General features: G+C 65.6%; 16 protein-coding genes and 1 pseudogene. 11 read left to right on the plus strand and 6 right to left on the minus strand.

Going from position 1 to position 19,470, the window contains the following annotated elements:
- Window positions 1–558 (minus strand): annotated as a pseudogene (locus B3T59_RS11895) (aminodeoxychorismate synthase component I); the annotation flags it as partial.
- A 19-nt stretch (window positions 559–577) separates the two neighbouring features.
- Window positions 578–2,149 carry a methionine--tRNA ligase gene (gene metG, locus B3T59_RS11900; RefSeq protein ID WP_287003489.1) on the minus strand — a complete coding sequence of 524 codons (1,572 nt, stop codon included), beginning with the start codon at window positions 2,147–2,149 and terminating at the stop codon, window positions 578–580.
- A gap of 58 nt (window positions 2,150–2,207) precedes the next feature.
- On the opposite strand from metG, the gene B3T59_RS11905 reads away from it, so the two are divergent.
- Complete coding sequence (locus B3T59_RS11905; protein ID WP_064861669.1) at window positions 2,208–3,323, plus strand: alpha/beta hydrolase; 1,116 nt, start codon at window positions 2,208–2,210, stop codon at window positions 3,321–3,323.
- Between the two features lie 30 nt (window positions 3,324–3,353).
- Here the strand turns inward: B3T59_RS11905 and B3T59_RS11910 are convergent, their stop codons facing one another.
- Together B3T59_RS11910 and B3T59_RS11915 are read right to left on the minus strand one after the other, a co-directional pair.
- Window positions 3,354–5,708, minus strand: coding sequence for a glycoside hydrolase family 65 protein (locus B3T59_RS11910; protein ID WP_287003490.1), 2,355 nt, complete (start codon window positions 5,706–5,708; stop codon window positions 3,354–3,356).
- On the minus strand, window positions 5,705–6,415 hold the full coding sequence (locus tag B3T59_RS11915) for an HAD family hydrolase (RefSeq protein WP_064861675.1): 711 nt from the start codon (window positions 6,413–6,415) through the stop codon (window positions 5,705–5,707). Before B3T59_RS11915 ends, B3T59_RS11910 begins: the two co-directional genes overlap by 4 nt.
- Before the next feature lie 162 nt (window positions 6,416–6,577).
- On the opposite strand from B3T59_RS11915, the gene B3T59_RS11920 reads away from it, so the two are divergent.
- The 4 genes from B3T59_RS11920 to rsmA all read left to right on the plus strand — a co-directional run bounded on the left by B3T59_RS11920 (window position 6,578) and on the right by rsmA (window position 10,630).
- Complete coding sequence (locus B3T59_RS11920) at window positions 6,578–7,435, plus strand: PhzF family phenazine biosynthesis protein (protein WP_287003491.1); 858 nt, start codon at window positions 6,578–6,580, stop codon at window positions 7,433–7,435.
- 119 nt (window positions 7,436–7,554) lie between these two features.
- Complete coding sequence (locus B3T59_RS11925) at window positions 7,555–8,469, plus strand: TatD family hydrolase (protein WP_287003492.1); 915 nt, start codon at window positions 7,555–7,557, stop codon at window positions 8,467–8,469.
- 203 nt (window positions 8,470–8,672) lie between these two features.
- Window positions 8,673–9,758, plus strand: coding sequence for a resuscitation-promoting factor (locus tag B3T59_RS11930; RefSeq protein WP_251723051.1), 1,086 nt, complete (start codon window positions 8,673–8,675; stop codon window positions 9,756–9,758).
- Window positions 9,722–10,630 (plus strand): 16S rRNA (adenine(1518)-N(6)/adenine(1519)-N(6))-dimethyltransferase RsmA, encoded by a 909-nt coding sequence (gene rsmA, locus B3T59_RS11935; RefSeq protein ID WP_251723052.1) that lies wholly within the window; start codon window positions 9,722–9,724, stop codon window positions 10,628–10,630. The genes B3T59_RS11930 and rsmA overlap by 37 nt, the downstream gene beginning before the upstream one ends.
- Before the next feature lie 79 nt (window positions 10,631–10,709).
- Here rsmA and B3T59_RS11940 read toward each other — a convergent pair whose 3' ends face one another.
- Window positions 10,710–11,699 (minus strand): TIGR03557 family F420-dependent LLM class oxidoreductase, encoded by a 990-nt coding sequence (locus tag B3T59_RS11940; protein WP_251723053.1) that lies wholly within the window; start codon window positions 11,697–11,699, stop codon window positions 10,710–10,712.
- An 83-nt stretch (window positions 11,700–11,782) separates the two neighbouring features.
- On the opposite strand from B3T59_RS11940, the gene B3T59_RS11945 reads away from it, so the two are divergent.
- The 5 genes from B3T59_RS11945 to B3T59_RS11965 all read left to right on the plus strand — a co-directional run bounded on the left by B3T59_RS11945 (window position 11,783) and on the right by B3T59_RS11965 (window position 17,302).
- On the plus strand, window positions 11,783–12,451 hold the full coding sequence (locus B3T59_RS11945) for an HAD family hydrolase (protein WP_287003493.1): 669 nt from the start codon (window positions 11,783–11,785) through the stop codon (window positions 12,449–12,451).
- Between the two features lie 32 nt (window positions 12,452–12,483).
- A complete protein-coding gene (locus tag B3T59_RS11950) occupies window positions 12,484–13,461 on the plus strand; it encodes a 4-(cytidine 5'-diphospho)-2-C-methyl-D-erythritol kinase (RefSeq protein WP_287003494.1) in 978 nt (325 codons plus the stop codon).
- Window positions 13,462–13,582: 121 nt separating this feature from the next.
- Window positions 13,583–14,665 (plus strand): lipase family protein, encoded by a 1,083-nt coding sequence (locus B3T59_RS11955; RefSeq protein ID WP_287003495.1) that lies wholly within the window; start codon window positions 13,583–13,585, stop codon window positions 14,663–14,665.
- A gap of 371 nt (window positions 14,666–15,036) precedes the next feature.
- Entirely contained in the window at window positions 15,037–15,309 is a 273-nt protein-coding gene (locus B3T59_RS11960) for a hypothetical protein (protein ID WP_287003496.1), read from the plus strand.
- Between the two features lie 157 nt (window positions 15,310–15,466).
- Window positions 15,467–17,302: an ABC-F family ATP-binding cassette domain-containing protein gene (locus tag B3T59_RS11965; RefSeq protein ID WP_287003497.1), complete on the plus strand. Its 1,836-nt coding sequence runs from the start codon at window positions 15,467–15,469 to the stop codon at window positions 17,300–17,302.
- A gap of 30 nt (window positions 17,303–17,332) precedes the next feature.
- Here B3T59_RS11965 and B3T59_RS11970 read toward each other — a convergent pair whose 3' ends face one another.
- Window positions 17,333–18,181 carry an SGNH/GDSL hydrolase family protein gene (locus tag B3T59_RS11970; protein ID WP_287003558.1) on the minus strand — a complete coding sequence of 283 codons (849 nt, stop codon included), beginning with the start codon at window positions 18,179–18,181 and terminating at the stop codon, window positions 17,333–17,335.
- A 177-nt stretch (window positions 18,182–18,358) separates the two neighbouring features.
- Between B3T59_RS11970 and B3T59_RS11975 the strand changes: the two genes are divergently transcribed.
- Window positions 18,359–19,470 (plus strand): carbon starvation CstA family protein (locus tag B3T59_RS11975; protein ID WP_287003499.1); only part of this gene is annotated, 1,112 nt, incomplete at its 3' end.

Raw genomic sequence — 19,470 nt, forward strand, 5'->3', positions numbered from 1 at the left:
AGCGGATTTGGCGGGTCGCGTGCGCTCTGCGAGATCGGCGAAGAAGCTGCACGCCGATCCGGTGAGGGTTCCGGTGAAGCGGGTACACAGGCACGTCTGGTAGATCTCACCCGCGCCGATGGCGTTCAGGCACTGCTCGATCGCGGCGACGTGTGGTCGGGGATCGGGCGGTGTCCACCGCGTCGACCACAGTTGCGTTGCGTCGTCGACTTTCGTTGCGGCAGCGGCCAATACCTTGCGCACCCAGTCCGGTGCAGCCGCGCCGGAGGCACTGACGAACTGCCAGTGTCCGTCATTGAGCACCAGGAGATGGTCGGTCTCGCCACCAGCAATCGTCGGCAATGCTGATTCGACGCCGCGCACCGGAAAACCCAGATATCCCAACCAGAATCGGTCCGGACGATCGGGCGGTGCGTGGCCCGGGCGTACCTCGATCGAGGGTGCGATGACCGCGTCGGCGTCCCACCAGTCGCCCACAAGCGCTGCGGGAGGCGGTGATCCGCGACGCGCGGCGGCCAGCTGCAGCGAACGTAGCAGGTCCGTCGCGGTCGGGGTCACCACGTCACCGCACAGTTGCTCACGCGTCGCGGCGCGGGAAAATCACTGTGGGCTTGGGCAATTGGGTTCCCGGCGCGAGGCGATCGTCGACGGTCGTGAAGTCGCGCTCGTCGCTGACGGCCAGCAGGTCGAGCAGTGCGTTGCACGACGTCGGCATGACCGGTTGCGCCAGCAGTGCGACGACGCGGACCACCTCGGCGCACACATAGAGCACAGTGCCCGTCCGGTCTAGGTCGGTCTTCGCGAGCTTCCACGGCTCCTGCGCCGAGATGTACCGATTGGTCTGCGCGAGCACCGACCACAGTGCCTCGAGTCCCAGATGGATCGCCTGTACGTCGAAGTGGTCGCGCACGTGCGGCAGCAGTTCGGTTGTGGCGTCGAGGATCTCGGCGTCAGCCTCGGTGTAGGTGCCAGGGGTCGGAACCGCGCCGTCGAAGTACTTGCCGATCATCGACAGCGTGCGCTGCGCGAGATTGCCGAACTCGTTGGCGAGGTCGGCGTTGACGCGCGCGGTCATGCTCTCAGCAGAGTACGAGCCGTCTTGGCCGTAGGGCACCTCGCGCAGCAGGAAGTAGCGCAGCTGATCGAGGCCGAACTCGTCGATGAGGCTTTCCGGATCGACGACGTTGCCGATCGACTTGCTCATCTTCTCGCCCTTGTTGAACAGGAAGCCGTGCGCGAAGACCCGCTTGGGCAGTTCGATTCCTGCACTCATCAGAAACGCCGGCCAATAGACGCAGTGGAAGCGGATGATGTCTTTACCGATGATGTGCAGATCCGCCGGCCAGTACCGCTCGAAGGTGTCGGCGTCGTCGGGGAAGCCGACGCCGGTGAGGTAATTGGTGAGTGCGTCGACCCACACGTACATGACGTGATCGGCATGCCCTGGCACCGGGACACCCCAGTCGAATGTGGTGCGCGAGACCGACAGGTCGGTCAGGCCACCCTTGACGAAGCTGACCACCTCGTTGCGTCGGACGTCCGGTCCGATGAACTGCGGGTGCGATTCGTACAGTTCGAGCAGCCGGTCCTGATACGCGGAGAGCCGGAAGAAGTAGGTCTGCTCCTCGGTCCAGGTCAGGACATGCCCGTTGTCGGAGGCCACGCGTTCGCCCGAGTCGTTGACAGTGGTGTCGGCCTCGGCAAAGAAAGTCTCGTCGCGGACGTCGTACCAGCCCGAATAGGTGTCGAGGTAGATGTCGCCCGCGTCGGCCATGCGCGTCCAGATGACTTCCGACGCCCGCTTGTGGTCGTCGTCGGAGGTGCGGATGAAGCGCTCGTAGCTGGAGCCGAGGCGGTCCTGCAGAGCCTGGAAGCGATCGGAGTTGCGCTTGGCCAGCTCCGCGGTCGGGATGCCTTCCTTCTCCGCGGTTTGCTGCATCTTCTGCCCGTGCACGTCGGTTCCGGTGAGGAATCGGACGTCGAATCCGTCGAGACGCTTGAACCGCGCGAGCGCGTCGGCCGAGATGTACTCGTAGGCGTGCCCGATGTGCGGTGCGCCGTTGGGATAGGCGATGGCCGTCGTGATGTAGTACGGGCGCCCGGCGCCGTGTGATGTACGCGTGTCGGTGCTGGTCAGATCAGTGGGCATAGTGCCTGCCAGGATACTTGGTCGCCTCGAGCGCGAGCGCCCACGTACCCTGAGTCCTATGGTGATGGCTGATCGACCCGAGGTAGAGACCGCGTCCAAGCCGGTCGCGGCGCTGACGATGGTTGGCCTCGGCGAGAGTCTGCTGAACGGTCTCGCACGGGTGCCCTTCTCGAAACCGTGGAAAGGGCCTGCCGGACTGCTCGACAACGTCGGCCAGTCCGTCACCAGGAACACCATCCGCGCGTTTATGGGGTACTCGATGGGACTGCCCATCGAGGAGTTCCGCTCGATGGAGAAAGCGCTCGACGACATCTGCAACGTCGTCCTGCCGCCGGTCATCGAACTCGCGGGCAAGGTCGAGATCACCGAAGACGAGATCAACGGCGTCGCGGGGATCTGGTGCCGAGCCAAGGCCAGCACCGACGCCTACGTCGACGACGACGACGCCAAAGAATCCATCGGCGCAACGGTCCTCTACCTGCACGGCGGTGGATACATCGGTACGACGCCGATCATGTACTCCGCCTTCGCCGCCGCGCTGGTCCGGATCACCGGTTTCGAGATCTTCATCCCGGATTACCGGATGGCCCCCGAATTCCCGTTCCCGGCAGGGGTTCTCGACGCCGCCGACGTGTATCAGGGTCTCCTGGACAGGGGGATCGACGCCGACCATCTGATGGTGGCAGGGGATTCTGGCGGTGGTGGCCTCGCGACGTCGTTGATCAGTTATCTGCACAACAAGGACATGCCCCGGCCCGCGGCACTTGCGCTGTTCTCGCCGGAGATCGACCTGGACCTCGACAATGCGTCGGTGACCGAGAACGCCAAGTACGACATCCTGCCCTGGAGCATCCCTGTCACCCCCTATCTGCACGGCGTGCAGCCCAACGACGTCAGGGTGTCGATCGTCTACGCCAACCCGAGTCCCGACTGGTTCCCGCCGACGTTCGTCTGTTGGGGTGAGGACGAGATGTTCCGCGACGGCATCCGCGACTTCGTCGGAAAACTCGAGGCCAACGGCGTCGGGGTCTACGGGTACGAGGGTCGCGGTATGTTCCACGTCTTCCCGATCCTGATGCCGTGGGCAGAAGCGTCGAAAGACGTTCTGCGAGAACTGCGTACGCGCATCGCGCGCAACATCAAGCCCGACCCGCAGGCCAAGCCGACGCACTGAGGCCTCGGCCGCCTTCGCGGCCGAGGCGCGTCAGTCGCGGTGATACGGCTCGCAGCCCACCGGTGCCTTCGGTGGTTCGCGGTGCTCGATCTCCGAGATGTCGCGTGTCACCGGGTGTTCCTCGGTCAACGTGAACTTCTCACCGTGGTGCGCGAGGTCGATCTTCGGCCCCGAGATCAGACGGTACGTCGCCGTTTTCTTGTCGACGGCGACGATGATCTTCGAATCTCGCACCGTCATACGGAAGGACATGTACGTCAGCCGCGGTGGGAGCCTCGGCGCAAACGTGATGTGGCCACCGAAGTCACGCATACCGCCGAAGCCGGCCACGCAGTCCATCCACGCACCCGCGAGCGCGGCGATGTGCAGACCACTGCTGACGTTGCTGTGCAGGTCGTGCAGGTCGGTGAACACGGATTCGGCGAGCAGGTCGTAACTGAGATCCAGATAGCCGACCTCGGCTGCCGTGACGGCCTCGCAGCACGCCGACAACGACGAGTCGCGAACGGTGAGCGGATAGTAGTAGTCGAAGTTGCGAAGCTTCTGTTCCTCGGTGAACGCCCGACCGAACATGTACATCGCGAACACGAGGTCGGCCTGCTTGACCACCTGTTTGCGGTACAGGTCGTAGTACGGATAGTTCAGCAGCAGTGGGTATTTGCCCACCGACGCCGCGAAATCCCACGCACCGAGCAGGGTGAACGCCTCGCACTGCTGGTGCACGCCGAGCGCTTCGTCGAACGGGATTGTCATGTCGTCGGCGCACGATTCCCAGTGCGCCGCTTCGGCATTCGTCACGCCATACTTCTGCGCGAGGTCGGGTCGTCGATGCACCCACGCCACACCGTCGCGAAGTGCCAGTTGCGCAGCGAGATTGGTGAACACGTTGTTGTTGACGACGGCGGTGTACTCGTCGGGGCCGGTCACGCCGTCGAGGCGGAAGCGTCCGTTGACGTCGTGGTGCCCGAGACCGGCGAACAGGCGGGCGATCTCGACGAGAAGTTCGACGCCGCACTCGGTTTCGAACTGTTCGTCCTCGGTGGCGCGCATGTATCGCGCGGTCGCGTTGGCGATGTCGGCGCTGACGTGCACACCCGCGGTACCAGCGGGCCAGTAGCCAGAACACTCGTCGCCGTTGATGGAGCGCCAGGGGAACATGGCCCCGCGCTGTCCGAGTTCAGCTGCGCGCGACTTCGCCTTGTCCATCGTCGAATGGCGCCAACGCAGTTCCTCACCTGCTGCCGCCGGGACGGTGTAGGTGAGCATGGGCAGGATGAAACTCTCGGTGTCCCAGAAGGTATGGCCGTCGTAGCCCGGTCCGGTGAGCCCCTTCGCGGGAATCGCGCGCGATTGTCCGCGCGCACCCGCCTGCAGCACGTGGAAGAGCGCGAAGCGCACCGCTTGCTGCACCTCGGGATCGCCGTCGAGTTCGATGTCGGCGTCGCGCCAGAAGTCGTCCATGTAGGCGATCTGCATGGCCTTCAACGATTCCCAGCCGGTTTCCATCGCCATGGCGAGCGCAGCGTCGACCTGTGCGCGAAGTGCGGGCACCGACCGTCGCGCCGACCATCCGTATCCGATGTACTTGGTCATTTTCAGCGACGTTCCCTCCGGAACGTTCGCCGCGATGGTCAGGCGGGCCAGATCGTCGTCGGCGCGAATGAAACTGTCTGCGGCGCCGGGGAAGTCGATCTGGTGGTCCATGCCCGCCGCGATGTGCAACCCGGACTGTTTGGTGTGGTGCACCAGGATGCCCCAGTAGTTGCGACAGGTGGCGAGATCGGAGACGAGGGGTGACTCGAGCGCGGCGGCAAGTCGGGGATCGTTGCCCGGCACCGGAACCGGCTCGTTGGCGAGCAGATCGGACTGCAGCACGATCTTCATGTCTTCGCCGACGGGTTCGACTTCGTAGTGGATCGCCGCGATGGTGCGCTTGGTGAACGACACCAGCCGTTCGGATTTGATACGCACCGTGCGGCCGGTCGGCGACGTCCACAGAGTGTTGCGACGCAGCGTCCCGGTACGGAAATCGAGTGTCTGCGAGTGCTCTTCGGTGCGGCCGTAGCGAAGATCCATCGGCTCGTCCTCGACGAGGAGACGAATGATCTTGCCGTCGGTCACATTGACGACGGTCTGGCCCGATTCCGGGTAGCCGTAGCCACTTTCGGCATACGGCAGATCCCGCAGCTCGTAGAAGCCGTTGAGATAGGTGCCGGGATGGTCGACCGGCTCACCCTCTTCGAAGCTCCCGCGTAGCCCGATGTGTCCGTTCGACAGCGCGAACAGTGTCTCGTTTCGGCCCAGCGCGTCGAGATCGACTCCGCGCCAATGCAACTGCCACGGATCGATGTCGAATCCGTGGCTCTGTTCTACGGTGCGGCTCATGCGGGGATCAACTCGTCGAGATCGTTGACGACGATGTCGGCACCCGTGGTGCGCATCGCCTCTGCCTGGGTGCCGCCGACCCGGTCGATGCCGACGACATAACCGAAGTGGCCTGCCACCCCCGCCTGCACACCAGAGATCGCGTCCTCGAAGACGGCTGCTGCCGTCGGTTCGACACCCATTAGTTCTGCCCCCAAGAGAAATGAGTCGGGCGCGGGTTTCCCGCGCAGTCCACGTGCGGCCGTTTCTTGCCCGTCCACCCGCACTTCCACGTACTTCGACAGCCCGGCAGCGTCGAGGACGGCTTCTCCGTTCTTCGACGATGTCACCACTGCTATGCGTAGGCCGGCATCCTGGGCGGCCTGCAGGTAACGCACCGACCCGGGATACGGATTCACGCCGTCGCTGGCGAGCTTGGCCAGGAACATCTCGTTCTTCTCCGACCCGATGCGCTCGGTCGTCGCGTCGTCCACATCGTCGATGCCACGCGACGACAAGAACGCGCGCACACCGTCCTCGCGTGGACGACCGTCGACGTAGTCGAGGTAGTCCTGTTCGGTGAACGGCACGAAGTCGTCGCCGTCGCGGTCACGCAGGAAGTCGTCGAAGGCGGCTTTCCACGCAACGCGATGTAGGACGGCGGTACTTGTGAGAACACCGTCGAGGTCGAATAGGGCGACCGAGATCTGTTCTGGCAAACCCAACACGTCCGACACGCTACCCGCCTGGGCAGTCCACGGCGCGGTATGCGAGCAGACCACGCGTCGAGTCCAGGCGCTCGGCGGCGCGTCGGACCTGCGCTCGACGGCCAGACGTCCGTCGTCACAAATCGCTGGACAACCCTCGGTCGCGGCGGCAAGCATGAGGACATGTCATCAGCGCAGCAGTCCCGACGTTTTGCCCAGGTCGACGTGTTCAGTTCAAAACCGTTGCGTGGCAACCCCGTTGCCGTCGTGATCGACGGCGACGGGATCTCCGACGACGAGATGGCGGCATTCGCTCGTTGGACTAACCTTTCCGAGACGACGTTCATCCAGTCTCCGACCGACCCCGGCGCCGACTACCGGCTGCGCATCTTCACTCCCGGCGGCGAACTCCCCTTCGCGGGACACCCGACGCTGGGGTCGGCGCACGCATGGCTCGCTGCGGGCGGATCGCCGCGCGGGGCGAACGTCGTCCAGGAGTGCGGCGTCGGACTGGTGACGATCCGTCGTGACGGCGATCGGTTCGCCTTCGCGGCGCCCCCACTGCGCCGATCGGGCCCGGTCGACGACGCCCTCGTCGACGAGGTGCTGCCCGCGCTCGGGCTCTCACGTGAGCACGTCCGCGCCGCGGAATGGATCGACAACGGCCCTCCCTGGTTCGTGCTCGAACTCGACTCCGCGCAGCGGGTGCTCTCGGCGCGACCCGACCTCGCGGCGCTGGGCGCGTACGACGTCGGCCTCCTCGGCCGCTACGAGTCCGGACACCCCGACGATCCCGGCGTCGAATTCGAGGTTCGCGGACTCGCTGGCGGCGAGGCCGTCGGAGAAGATCCCGTCACCGGCAGCCTCAACGCCGGCATCGCGGTGTGGCTTCGGTCGAACGGCCGTGTCGGAGCGAGCTACGTGGCCTCGCAGGGCACCGTCGTCCAGCGTTCGGGCCGAGTCCACATCGACGACGACGGCGAGCACATCTGGGTCGGCGGGCAGTCGACCACGGTCATCAGCGGGACCGTCGATCTCTGATCGCCTGTCGCTGATCTCTGATCGCTTGTCGTCGATCTCTGATCGCTTGTCGCTGATCTCTGATGGCTGCTCTCTTATCCCTGACGGGTGCCGGGGCTGCCACCTCTAGAGTCGAGTCCATGACGGAGGGTGCACAGAGCTCGGCCGGTTCGCAGTCGGCAGAACCATCGGCGACAGAGAGCGCCAAGGCCGCAAAGAAGCGTCGACGCCGCGAGCCACCGCCGGACCCGACGCCGCTCTACGGGCTCGTCGACGCGCACACGCATCTCGCCGCCTGTGGTGGTCGTTCGGCCGAGACCGTTCGCGCGATCGTCGACCATGCCGAAAGTGTCGGCGTTGAGATGGTTGTCACAGTTGCCGACGATATGGTCGACGCGCGGTGGGCGGTCTCGGCGGCGGACTGGGACGACCGGGTCTACGCGGCGGTCGCGCTGCACCCGATGCACGCCGACGACCTCGACGACGCGACGTCGCACGAGCTGGAGCAGATGGCGCAGCATCCGAGGGTGGTGGCCGTCGGCGAGACCGGTCTCGATTATTATTGGCCCGCCCGGTCCGACGATTGCGCGAAGCCCGAGATTCAGCACGAAGCCTTCCGCTGGCACATCCGGCTCGCGAAGAGCATCGGCAAGCCGTTGATGATCCACAACCGCGAGGCCGACCGCGATGTGCTGGACATTCTGGCTGATGAGGGCGCTCCCGACACCGTGATCATGCATTGCTTCTCCGGTGACCAAAACGTTGCACGCGAGTGCGTCGAACGCGGTTACTACCTCAGTTTCGCGGGAACTGTGAGCTTCGCCAATGCCGCGTCGCTGCGGGATGCCGCACGCGTCGTGCCGGACGAGTTGCTGCTCGTCGAAACCGACGCTCCGTTCCTGACGCCGGATCCCTATCGGGGACAACCCAATCAGTCGTACTGTCTGCCGTACACGGCCAAGTCGTTGGCATCGACGCGTGGAGTCGACGCCGAATCGTTGGCCAGGACGCTCGGCGACAACGCGCGACGCGCCTACCAGCTACCTTTGCGGTAATCGCCCCGTCTCGTTATCGTATTGTGATCCCGCGTGATGGTGGGCGTCGATTGACCGGATGATTCGGTCTCTCCTTCGAGAGTGATCTCGGGCCGCGAAGCCTCGGTGACTTGCTCCTGAGACGCCTGACGTGGGTTGACTCTGTCGCCGATCAGGATGCTTGGACCTTGTCTGTACTTGCGAGAATTCACAACTCAGAATCGATGCGCGCTCGCGTGGCCGTTGGTGCCGTGCTCGCCACCCTCGCCGCCGGTGGCGTCGCGGGCGTCGCGATGCACAAGAACGTGACGCTCGACGTCGACGGTCACACCATGAAGGTCTCGACCATGGCGATGTCGGTCGATTCGGTGCTGCGCTCGCAGGGGTACACCCCAGCCGACGGCGACCAGGTCAGCCCGGGACCCGACGCCGGCTTCGGCGACGGCGCGACCATCACCATGAAGCGCCTCAAGACTGTCGTCCTCGACGTCGAGGGTCGCAAGGAGCAGGTCAAGACCACTGCGGTCAAGGTCGACGAACTTCTCGCAGAGAAGGGACTCGCGCACGGCGACGACGAGACCAACTTCTCGGCAGGCGGCGCGATCCCGGTCAGCGGTGCCGTTGTCGACGTCACCCTGCCCAAGCAGATCACCGTTGTCGACGGCGGTGTGCGGTTCAACACCACGGTGCCCGCGGCAACTGTCGCCGACGCGCTCACCGCGACCGGCAAGCCCCTGTCCGATGAGGACAAGGTCACGCCTGCCGCAGACACCAAGGTCACGCCGAACATGGTCATCGATGTCACCCGCATTCGGACCGAGCAGGACACCGTGCTCGAAGACGTCGCACCACCGGAGAACAAGCAGGACGATCCGACCCTCATTCGTAACAAGAAGGTCGTCGTGAACCCGGGTAAGCCGGGACGCGCAAACGTCACCTACAACGTCACGATCGTCAACGGCAAGGTCGTCAAGCGCGACAAGCTCTCCGCCAACCAGATCGCCGCTCCGGTTGCCGCCACCGTGAAAATCGGGACCAAGGAGGGCGCGCCCGACGTGCCGTCGGGTTCGGTCTGGGACCGCCTCGCACAGTGCGAGTCGACCGGAAACTGGGCCATCAACAACGGCAACGGCTTCTACGGCGGCATCCAGTTCGACCAGAACACCTGGGACCGCTGGGGTGGCCAGGAGTACGCGCCGCGTCCCGACCTCGCCTCGCGCGAGGAGCAGATCGCAGTTGCCCAGAAGACCCTCGCAGCTCAGGGCTGGGGCGCATGGCCTGCCTGCTCGTCGAGTCTGGGTCTGCGCTGACAGACGACGCGGATTCGACCGCTCCGCGGCTGCTGGGCCCGGCACAGATCCGACGCCTCGCCGCCGAGCTCGATGTTCGTCCGACCAAGACACTCGGACAGAACTTCGTCCACGACGCCAACACCGTTCGACGCATCGTCGCGGCGTCCGGTGTCGGCCCTGACGACACCGTCCTCGAGGTCGGCCCCGGACTGGGTTCACTGACGTTGGCGCTGCTCGGCACGGCGGGCCGGGTCGTCGCGGTCGAGATCGACCCGAAGCTCGCTGCGCGGCTGCCGCACACCGTGGACGAGTTCGCGCCGCAACGGGCCGACACACTCGACGTCGTCACCGCCGACGCACTGGCCGTGACCGCCGACGATCTGCCGGTGACCCCGACCGCGCTCGTCGCGAACCTGCCCTACAACGTGGCGGTGCCCGTGCTGCTGCACCTGATGACCCAATTCCCCACGATCGCAACGGCTCTCGTCATGGTGCAGGCCGAGGTGGCCGATCGACTCGCGGCAGGCCCCGGCTCCCGCGTCTACGGTGTGCCGAGCGTCAAAGCGCGGTACTTCGGCGACGTTGCCCGTGCAGGTGCGGTGGGGCGCAACGTCTTCTGGCCGGAACCCAAGGTCGAGTCGGGTCTTGTCCGCATCACCCGCACCGACCCTTTCGTCGACGAATCAGCCACCCGCGCACAGGTTTTCGCCGTCATCGACGCCGCCTTCGCGCAGCGCCGCAAGACGATGCGCTCGGCGCTGGCCACCTGGGCGGGCTCGCCTGTCGAGGCCGAACGCCGACTTCGGGCTGCGGGCATCGACCCCCAGATCCGCGGCGAGAAGCTCGACGTCGGCGACTTCGTGCGCCTCGCGGCCGTCGAACCCGCCTGAGCTGCCGGCCGTGCGCTCGAGACTGTCGAGCAGGCGCTCTATACCGTCGACTGGGCGCCGGGGACCGTCGACTGGGCGCTCATCCCGCGGCTGACCGCAGTTTTGCCAGCAGTGGCTCGGCGGCCTCGTCGAAGAAGGCCTGCTGCGAGTCGGCGCCGATCTGGACCAGTGCGACGTCGGTGAATCCCGCTTTCCAGTAGGCGCTCACCGCCTCGACGATCGCGTCGAGGTCGGGTCCGCACGGGATCGATGCCGCTACGTCGTCAGGGGTGACGTACTGCGTGGCCGCGGCGAATCCGGCAGTGGTGCGCAGGTCGGCGTTGACGTCCCAGCCGCCGCTGAACCACCGGAATTGTTCGTGCGCACGCTTTTTCGCGACTTCGGCGTCGGGATCCCAACAGATCGGGATCTGCCCGATTGCTCGCGCGTCCGCACCGATCGTCGGAGCGTCGTCGACGTCGTTCCACAGGGAGATCAGCGACTCCTCCGGTTGCACGGCGATCAGGTGGTCGGCGATCGGCGCGAATTGCCCGATACCGCGTTCACCCGCGACGGCGACCCCGATCGGCACGCCGTCGTCGGGCACGTCCCAGAGGCGCGCGGAGTCAACCTGGAAGAACTCGCCCCGGTAGTCGAGCAGACCGCCGTCGAGCAGTGCACCGATGATCTCGATCGCCTCGACCAGCATCTCCTGGCGATCACCGACCGACGGCCAGCCCTCGCCGACAACGTGCTCGTTGAGATTTTCACCGCTGCCGAGGCCGAGAGTGAATCGACCCTCCGCGAGAAGCTGCAGTGTCGCTGCCTTCTGTGCGACGACGGCCGGGTGGTAGCGCATCGTCGGACAGGTCACATAGGTCATCAGCCCCACACGCTCCGTGGCATGCGCGATCGCGCCCAGCACAGTCCACGCGTAGGGGGCGTGGCCCTGCGCCGACAGCCAGGGGGAGTAGTGATCGCTGGACACCTCGAAGTCGAAGCCCGCGGCTTCGGCGCTGACCGCATCCCGCACCAGTTGTCGGGGTCCGGCCTGCTCGGTCATCAGGGTGTAGCCGAATCGAATTGCCATGTCGTGAACTCCATCGGTCGCGATCGTCGAGATTCTGACAGGGTGGGAGAGGGGGGCCGCCTGCTGGACCGTGAGGAGATTCGATGACGAAAGATGTCAGCTCAGATGCCGTGGACACCGTGCTCCTCGATGTCGACGGTACGCTCATCGATTCGACGTATTGGCACGCTTACGCGTGGCAGCGTGCGTTCGCAGGGCGCGACCTGACGCCTCCGTGGTGGCGGATTCACCGTGCCGTTGGCATGGGTGGTGACCTGCTCGTCGGAGAGCTGTGCGGGCAACAGGTCGAGGACCAACTCGGTGACCAACTGCGCGACGAATGGGCCGACCGATACCGCGAGGTACTCGACAAGGTGCAACCGTTTCCGAGGGTGCGTGAACTGGTCGCAGGGCTGACCGACGCGGGCTACACGGTGGCACTCGCGTCCTCGGGCGCACGCGAATTCACCGATGCCGCTCTGGAATTGATCGGTATGACCCGCGACGACTTCGCTGCGGTGACCAGCTCGGACGATGCTGAGCAGTCCAAACCCGCCGCGGATCTACTGCATGCTGCTCTCGACGCCGCGGGCGGATCGCACGCGGTGCTGGTCGGCGACAGTGTATGGGACGTCGCCGCAGCCAATCGGCTTCCCGGCCCCTGCGTCGGGGTGAAATCAGGCGGTATCGCGGCGGCAGAACTGCTCGACGCCGGGGCCGCGTTCGTCGTCGACGACGTGGCAGCGCTCGTCGAGCGGCAGTGGCGCCCCTGACAGCGGACCGCAGTCCATTACGCTGGAACATTGTGTCTCCTACGTCGTTGTCGGTCGTGTCCGACGCCGTCCGCGTGCGGGTGCCCGCCAAGGTCAACCTGCACCTCGGCGTCGGACCGTTGCGCGACGACGGCTACCACGATCTCGTGACCGTATTTCAGGCGCTCTCGATCTACGACGACGTCGCCGTCGCTCCCGCGACAACGCTGAGTGTGTCCGTGACCAGGGATAACGGCAGGGGGTCCGGCTCACGCGATGTCTCCGACATCCCCGTCGACAACACAAACCTTGCTGCACGCGCGGCGATCGCTCTCGGTGAGTACGTCGGTAGGGAGCCCGCTGTCTCGATCGACATCGTCAAACGCATTCCGGTTGCCGGTGGCATGGCGGGTGGCAGCGCCGACGCCGCGGCAACCCTCGTCGCGCTGGCAGCTCTCTGGAAGCTCGACATCGACCGCGCTGAACTCGTCGAGCTGGCCGCGGGCCTCGGCAGCGATGTCCCGTTTTCGCTGCGCGGCGGCACGGCACTCGGCACCGGTCGCGGCGAGCGACTCGTGCCCGTCCTCGCCCGCGGAGAGATGCACTGGGTGCTGGCGCTCGCGCGGGACGGGTTGTCGACGCCCGCGGTCTACCGCGAGCTGGACCGGTTGCGGGACAACGGTTCTCACGAAGTCCCAGAAGGCAACGTCGACCCGGAGACCGCACACCCCGACGCCCTGATCTCTGCGCTGGCGTCCGGCGACGCGCACGCCGTCGCATCACATCTGCACAACGACCTACAGCGCGCCGCACTGAGTTTGCAGCCGACGCTGCGTCGGACGCTGCGCGCGGGCGTCGACGCGGGGGCGCTTGCCGGAATCGTGTCCGGTTCTGGACCCACCTGCGCCTTCCTGTGCACCGACGAGGTGTCGGCGGTCAACGTCGCAGCAGAACTGTCGGGGGCTGGGGTGGCACGCGCGGTGCGCACCGCGAGTGGTCCGGTGCCGGGTGCACGGGTGATCGATGAGTGAGGACGCGCGGTGTGAGCGCGGGCGCCGCTACCCTGTGCGGGTGCGTCGAGGGGTGAGTGGTGCGGGTCGCGTTCGTGGGGTGTGCGCAGTTCTCGCTGCGGCAATCATTGCTTCCGTCAGCATGGCTTTCGCCCCGACAGCCAGCGCCGACCAGCATCTCAACGGCGGCACGATCATCACACGCGAACGCGTTCCGGCAGCACAACTACCGCCAGGAGCTGCTGCCGCCGAACGCGTCGAATACGTCACGCGCGACCAGGCAGGTCGCATCGCGCCGTCGTCGGGGATCTACTGGATTCCGCAGGGCACCCCGCCGCCCGGTGGATGGAAAATCGTCTCCTGGGCGCACGGCACCACCGGCATAGGTGACGACTGCGCTCCCAGTAGGACCAAGACCGGCTCGGGAGTCGACGCCGCGGTCAGCGCCGCACTGAAGGCGGGTTACGCGGTCACGGCCACCGATTACGCGGGTCTCGGCACGGCCGAGCAGACCGAGTACCTCGGTGGACGCGCAGCCGCGCACTCGGTTCTCGACATGATCCGGGCGGCGCGCTGGGAGGAATCCAGGTTGAGCAACGACTGGGTGTCGATGGGGCACTCGCAGGGCGGGCACGCGGCCCTGTTCGCCGGTCACATGGCGCAGACCTACGCCCCGGAACTGCGTCTGCACGAGGTGATCGCCGCGGCGCCCGCCTCGGGCATTGAGTCGGTGTTCAGTGCCTTCACACCGCGTGTGCCGAGCTTGGGCAAGGGCAACGTTGTCGGCGGACTGCTGCTGTTCATCCTCGCAGGTCTCGATCACGCGCGCCCCGATCTACACGTTCGCGACCATCTGACGACCGAGGGAGAGAAGTACCTCGAACTCGCCCACGAGAAGTGCTCGGGTGACTTCTCCGAAGCGATGCGATCGGTGTCGCCGGGCTCGCTGGTGGCGCGCGCCTTCACCGACAAGACATTCACCGACGCTCTCGGTGACTACATGTCGGTACCGACAGACGGGTGGAAGGTGCCCATCCGCATCGACCACGGACTCTTCGATCCCGTTGTCCCATACGCGTTTTCAGCAGCCCTTGTACATCGGCTACGCGCGGCGGGCGCCGACGTCTCGTTCGTCACGCATCCGCGAGCCGATCACACCAGCGTCGTCACGCAATCCCTTGACGACGAGATGCGTACGGTTTCGCAGGCGTTCTCGCGGGACTAGCAGTCGTTGGGAGCCGGTCGCTCGGGCGTCGTCGAGAAGCTCGGTCAACCGGCGATGTGCATCGCAGGAGCGTGCGACGAACGGTGCACGCTCGCCCCGGTCAGTGCCGGTAACAGGTATTCGCGATACACGCTCCTGTGGGAGCTCCCCTCGCGGCGGACGTGTTCCACGACGGCTGATCGCCACGACGGCTGATCGCCACGGTGGATGTCGAGTCCGGTCGCTGAATGCGCAGATTGTGCCGGCAGATATATGCACATCACTTACATGCCGGACTCGCCGGAGTATGCTCGCGGGAGACGAAGAAATCGCGGTAGACAAAGAAATGGTGGTCCACTATGCGAGAAGCTTTGCGTCGACTTCCTTTATCTATGATCGGCTATGTCCTCCTGCTGGCGGCGGCCATGCTTCTTGGCGCATTCGTCTCACTGTTGGCCACCGAGGGTGGGGGTGTGGCCTGGGCATTTGGCGTCGCAATGGTGATCGCGCTGGTCATCAGTGCGGTCTGCTTCCGAATCGAGTACGTCGAGAGCAAAGACAACCAGCCGGGCGACGAGACTATTGTCAACGCTCAACCGCTTATTCCTCCCGAGGAGAGGTCGGATATTTCTCAGTACAAATCCGAGCACAAGCGAAATGCGTGATCTGAACTTTCGGTAAACCGCACGTCGCCTCGGCATGTGGGCTTGTGCATCGCGGCAGTCGTCGGCGGCATCGACGCCACGTGGGGAGATTGCGGTTTCGGAGTGGCTGCCGAGTCCGACTCCTGATCGGCGAGGAGTGCATTGGTAGCCTCGACCGGTGCCACCTGCTTCGACATCTGCCCTGATCAACGCGGACCGCATCAGCAAGAGCTACGGGATCAAGCCGCTGCTGGATGAGGTGAGCCTCGGTGTGCACGAAGGTCAGCGGATCGGCGTCGTCGGTCTCAACGGTGGCGGTAAGACCACACTTCTCGAGATCCTCGGCGGCGTCACCGAACCCGACAGCGGTCGTGTGTCACGCACAGGCGGGACGCACGTCGCGGTGGTCACGCAGCGCGGTGAGCTGCCCGCGGGTGCGACTGTCTCCGATGTCGTGGTCGGCGATGACACCGAGGTCCACGAGTGGGCGGGCGACGCGCGGGTGCGCTCCATCCTCGCCGGGATCGGTATAGACGGACTGTTGCACGCGCGCGTCGACGAACTCTCCGGCGGGCAGCGGCGTCGTGTCGCACTTGCCGCGGCACTCGTCACCGATTCGGACGTACTGATCCTCGACGAGCCCACCAACCACCTCGACGTCGAGGGCGTGCAGTGGCTTGCCGAGCATCTCGTTTCTCGACGCGGAGCGCTCGTGGTGGTCACCCACGACCGCTGGTTCCTCGACACCGTGGCGACCAGGACATGGGAAGTCCACGACGGGCAGGTCGACGAGTACGAGGGCGGCTACAACGACTGGATCTTCGCCCGCGCGGAGCGGGCACGCCAGGCCGACGCCGCGGAGGAACGTCGGCAGAACCTCGCACGAAAAGAGTTGGCGTGGTTGCGACGCGGCCCACAGGCACGTACCTCCAAACCGCGCTACCGCGTCGAAGCGGCAGAGAAGCTGATCGCCGACGTCCCGCCGCCCCGCGATTCGGTGGCGCTCTCGGCGTTCGCGCGGCGTCGACTCGGACGCGTGGTGATCGAACTCGAGGACGCCCACATCGAAACACCCGCGGGCGAGCACGGCGAACCGGGACGAGTGTTGCTCGACGACCTGACCTGGCGCCTCGCGCCTGGTGAACGCGTCGGACTGGTGGGAGTCAACGGCTCGGGCAAGACGACGCTGCTGCGCGCATTGGCGGGCGAGGTCGACGTCGCGCCGGGTCGTCGCGTCGAAGGCCTCACCGTGAGCCTCGGGTGGCTGAAGCAGGAACTCGACGACCTCGACCCGGACCAGCGCGTCATCTACGCCGTCGAGTCTGTTGCCACACGAATCATGCTGGGCGACAAGGAGATATCGGCGGCACAGCTGGCCGAGCGGCTGGGATTCGCGCCCGCACGCCAACGTACGCCGGTCGGCGATCTCTCCGGCGGGGAGCGTCGACGCCTGCAGCTCACCCGCATCCTCATGGCGGAACCCAACGTGCTCATGCTCGACGAGCCGACCAATGATCTCGACATCGATACCCTCCAACAACTCGAGGACCTCCTCGACAGTTGGGCGGGCACCCTCGTCGTGATCAGTCACGACCGCTACCTCATCGAGCGCATCGCCGACAGCACCTGGGCGCTCTTCGGTGATGGAAAGCTGACCAACCTCCCGGGCGGCATCGAGCAATACCTGCAGCGGCGCAAGGAGATCGCCGCATCCAGTACGGGAGACAACCGGTCCGCGGTGCTCTCGGGAGCGGGTGGAGCGACCGGTGCCGATGACTCGCCGACGCCGACGATCAGCGCCGCCGAACACCGTGAGGCGCGCAAGACGATGAACCGGCTCGAGCGCCGCATCGCGCAGCTGACGACCAGGGAAGAGCAGCTGCACGTCGAATTGGCCGACGCGGCAACAGATCCCGATCGACTCGTGACCCTGGGTGCCGAGCTGCGCGGTGTCGTCGACGAGAAGGACACCGCTGAGATGGAGTGGCTCGCGGTCGCCGAGCAGCTCGAATAGTAATGCGGGCGTGTCTGTTCGAGCGCCTCGTCAGCGTCGGATCGCCGCATTGACCAGGGTCGCTACCCCGACCGACCCGGCCTTGTTCAGGTGGTACGGGTAGGCGATGCGGTTGCTCAGGCTCGATTCATACCACGACGCCAGGCTGCACGGATCATGGCCCGCAGACGCACGATTGACATCGACGAACCGGCCGTCGACCTTCGCGGTCGCGCGAGCCAGCGCCCGATTGGCCTGTACGAACACGCCATTGAGCCACCGGACGTCGGGATCGCTGATCGGTACGAGTGGCCAGCACCCGTGCGTACCCATGAAGCCACCGATGCCCACGACCACGATCTGCGCGCGCGGTGCCTTGCGGCGGACAGCGGCGAGTGCGGGCGTGACGGCGTCTTCCATGACGGAGATGCGCCTGTTCGCGAGTTGAGCCAGGGCACGGTTGGAGCGGCAGTGTCTGTCGCCGAATGGCTGGATGCCGCACGGTCCGACGATGCGCCCCCAAGCCATGTCGTTTCCTCCGATGCTCACGGTGACGAGCTGCGCATCCGACGGCACCGACCACACCTGGGGCGGCTTGTATCCACCACTGGTCTGCTGGCCGACGCGGTAGAGATGCTCGGAGAGCGCCCCCGAGCACGAAACGTCGATGAAGCGTCGCGGCAGGGTCAGCGCCGCGACCACGGTCGGATAGTTCAGCGCCGAGCGTTTGCATCCTCCGAAGTAGCCGGGTGTCGGAGTGAAGAAGCTGCCCGAGGCGCGTGAATCGCCCAGCGCCACGTAAGGCCCGCCCGAGTAGCGCACCGGTGTGCTGCCGGGATCAGCGCCGGCCCGCGAGGACGTGAATCCGCCGCTGGCCAGCAGGGTCGCAGTGCACAGCATCACGAGCGCGATCGTGACGATCGGCCGTCGTAGAAACCGCCTCAGATCAAGCTCACTCTGTTGCACAGAATGAACTTTAGGTTGTCTTGCGCACATTGTGCGTATGCGATGTGAATCACATAACCGTGAGTAGAGTGAGCCGCGGCATGTGCGAGCTTCCGAGGAGGGCAGTGAGCGATGACAACCGTGTCAGAATCGGCGACGTCGACACGTGGCGAGTTTCCCGACGTCGAGTTTGTGACCACAGATCACGACCGCCCGCCGGTGGCCGTGATCGACCGGAGTCCGATGACGCCGGGAAAGAAGGCGATTTTCGCAGTCATCGGCCTGCTCGGCGCCATCGCCTGGGTGATCATCGCCTTCGTCCGAGGCGAATCGGTCAACGCGGTGTGGTTCGTCATCGCGGCGCTGTGCACCTACGTCGTGGCATATCGCTTCTACGCGCGGCTGATCGAGATGAAGGTGGTGCGACCACGCGACGACGTCGCGACGCCCGCCGAGGAGTACGACAACGCCCGCGACTACATGCCGACCGACCGCCGCGTGCTGTTCGGCCACCACTTCGCGGCGATCGCAGGCGCCGGCCCACTTGTCGGGCCGGTGCTCGCCGCGCAGATGGGTTACCTGCCTGGAACGATCTGGATCATCATCGGCGCTGTGGTCGCCGGCTGCGTGCAGGACTACCTGGTGCTCGCCATCTCGACGCGCCGCAGAGGGCGCAGCCTCGGCCAGATGGCCCGTGACGAACTCGGGACGGTCGGGGGGACCGCGGCCATCGTCGCGGTGCTCGTCATCATGGTGATCCTGATCGCGGTGCTCGCACTCGTCGTCGTCAATGCGTTGGCCGAGAGCCCGTGGGGTGTCTTCTCGATAGCCATGACGATCCCGATCGCACTGTTCATGGGCGTATACCTGCGGTATCTGAGGCCGGGCAGGATCAGCGAGGTCTCGGTGATCGGCGTCGTCCTGCTCCTGTTGGCCATTGTCGCCGGACGCTACGTCGCGGAAACGTCCTGGGGCCAGGACTGGTTCAGCCTGTCACCGGTTGTGCTCAGTTGGGCGATCATCATCTACGGCATCGCCGCCGCGGTGTTGCCCGTGTGGTTGCTGCTCGCACCGCGCGACTACCTGTCGACGTTCATGAAGGTCGGCACCATCGCACTGTTGGCGATCGGCATCCTGGTGGTCCGACCGGTGATGAAGGCACCAGCGGTGAGTGATTTCGCATGGAACGGCAACGGTCCGGCATTTGCGGGTGCGTTGTTCCCGTTCCTGTTCATCACGATCGC

It is taken from the genome of Gordonia sp. UBA7860 (assembly GCF_002500165.1).
In the GTDB taxonomy this organism is placed as follows: domain Bacteria; phylum Actinomycetota; class Actinomycetes; order Mycobacteriales; family Mycobacteriaceae; genus Gordonia; species Gordonia sputi.

Excerpts from the sequence above, each read along its gene's own strand:
- metG (WP_287003489.1), bottom strand. The coding sequence starts at position 2,149 with ATGCCCACTGATCTGACCAGCACCGACACGCGTACATCACACGGCGCC.
- B3T59_RS11905 (WP_064861669.1), top strand. The coding sequence starts at position 2,208 with ATGGTGATGGCTGATCGACCCGAGGTAGAGACCGCGTCCAAGCCGGTC.
- B3T59_RS11910 (WP_287003490.1), bottom strand. The coding sequence starts at position 5,708 with ATGAGCCGCACCGTAGAACAGAGCCACGGATTCGACATCGATCCGTGG.
- B3T59_RS11920 (WP_287003491.1), top strand. The coding sequence starts at position 6,578 with ATGTCATCAGCGCAGCAGTCCCGACGTTTTGCCCAGGTCGACGTGTTC.
- B3T59_RS11925 (WP_287003492.1), top strand. The coding sequence starts at position 7,555 with ATGACGGAGGGTGCACAGAGCTCGGCCGGTTCGCAGTCGGCAGAACCA.
- B3T59_RS11930 (WP_251723051.1), top strand. The coding sequence starts at position 8,673 with ATGCGCGCTCGCGTGGCCGTTGGTGCCGTGCTCGCCACCCTCGCCGCC.
- rsmA (WP_251723052.1), top strand. The coding sequence starts at position 9,722 with ATGGCCTGCCTGCTCGTCGAGTCTGGGTCTGCGCTGACAGACGACGCG.
- B3T59_RS11940 (WP_251723053.1), bottom strand. The coding sequence starts at position 11,699 with ATGGCAATTCGATTCGGCTACACCCTGATGACCGAGCAGGCCGGACCC.
- B3T59_RS11945 (WP_287003493.1), top strand. The coding sequence starts at position 11,783 with ATGACGAAAGATGTCAGCTCAGATGCCGTGGACACCGTGCTCCTCGAT.
- B3T59_RS11955 (WP_287003495.1), top strand. The coding sequence starts at position 13,583 with ATGGCTTTCGCCCCGACAGCCAGCGCCGACCAGCATCTCAACGGCGGC.
- B3T59_RS11960 (WP_287003496.1), top strand. The coding sequence starts at position 15,037 with ATGATCGGCTATGTCCTCCTGCTGGCGGCGGCCATGCTTCTTGGCGCA.
- B3T59_RS11970 (WP_287003558.1), bottom strand. The coding sequence starts at position 18,181 with ATGCTGTGCACTGCGACCCTGCTGGCCAGCGGCGGATTCACGTCCTCG.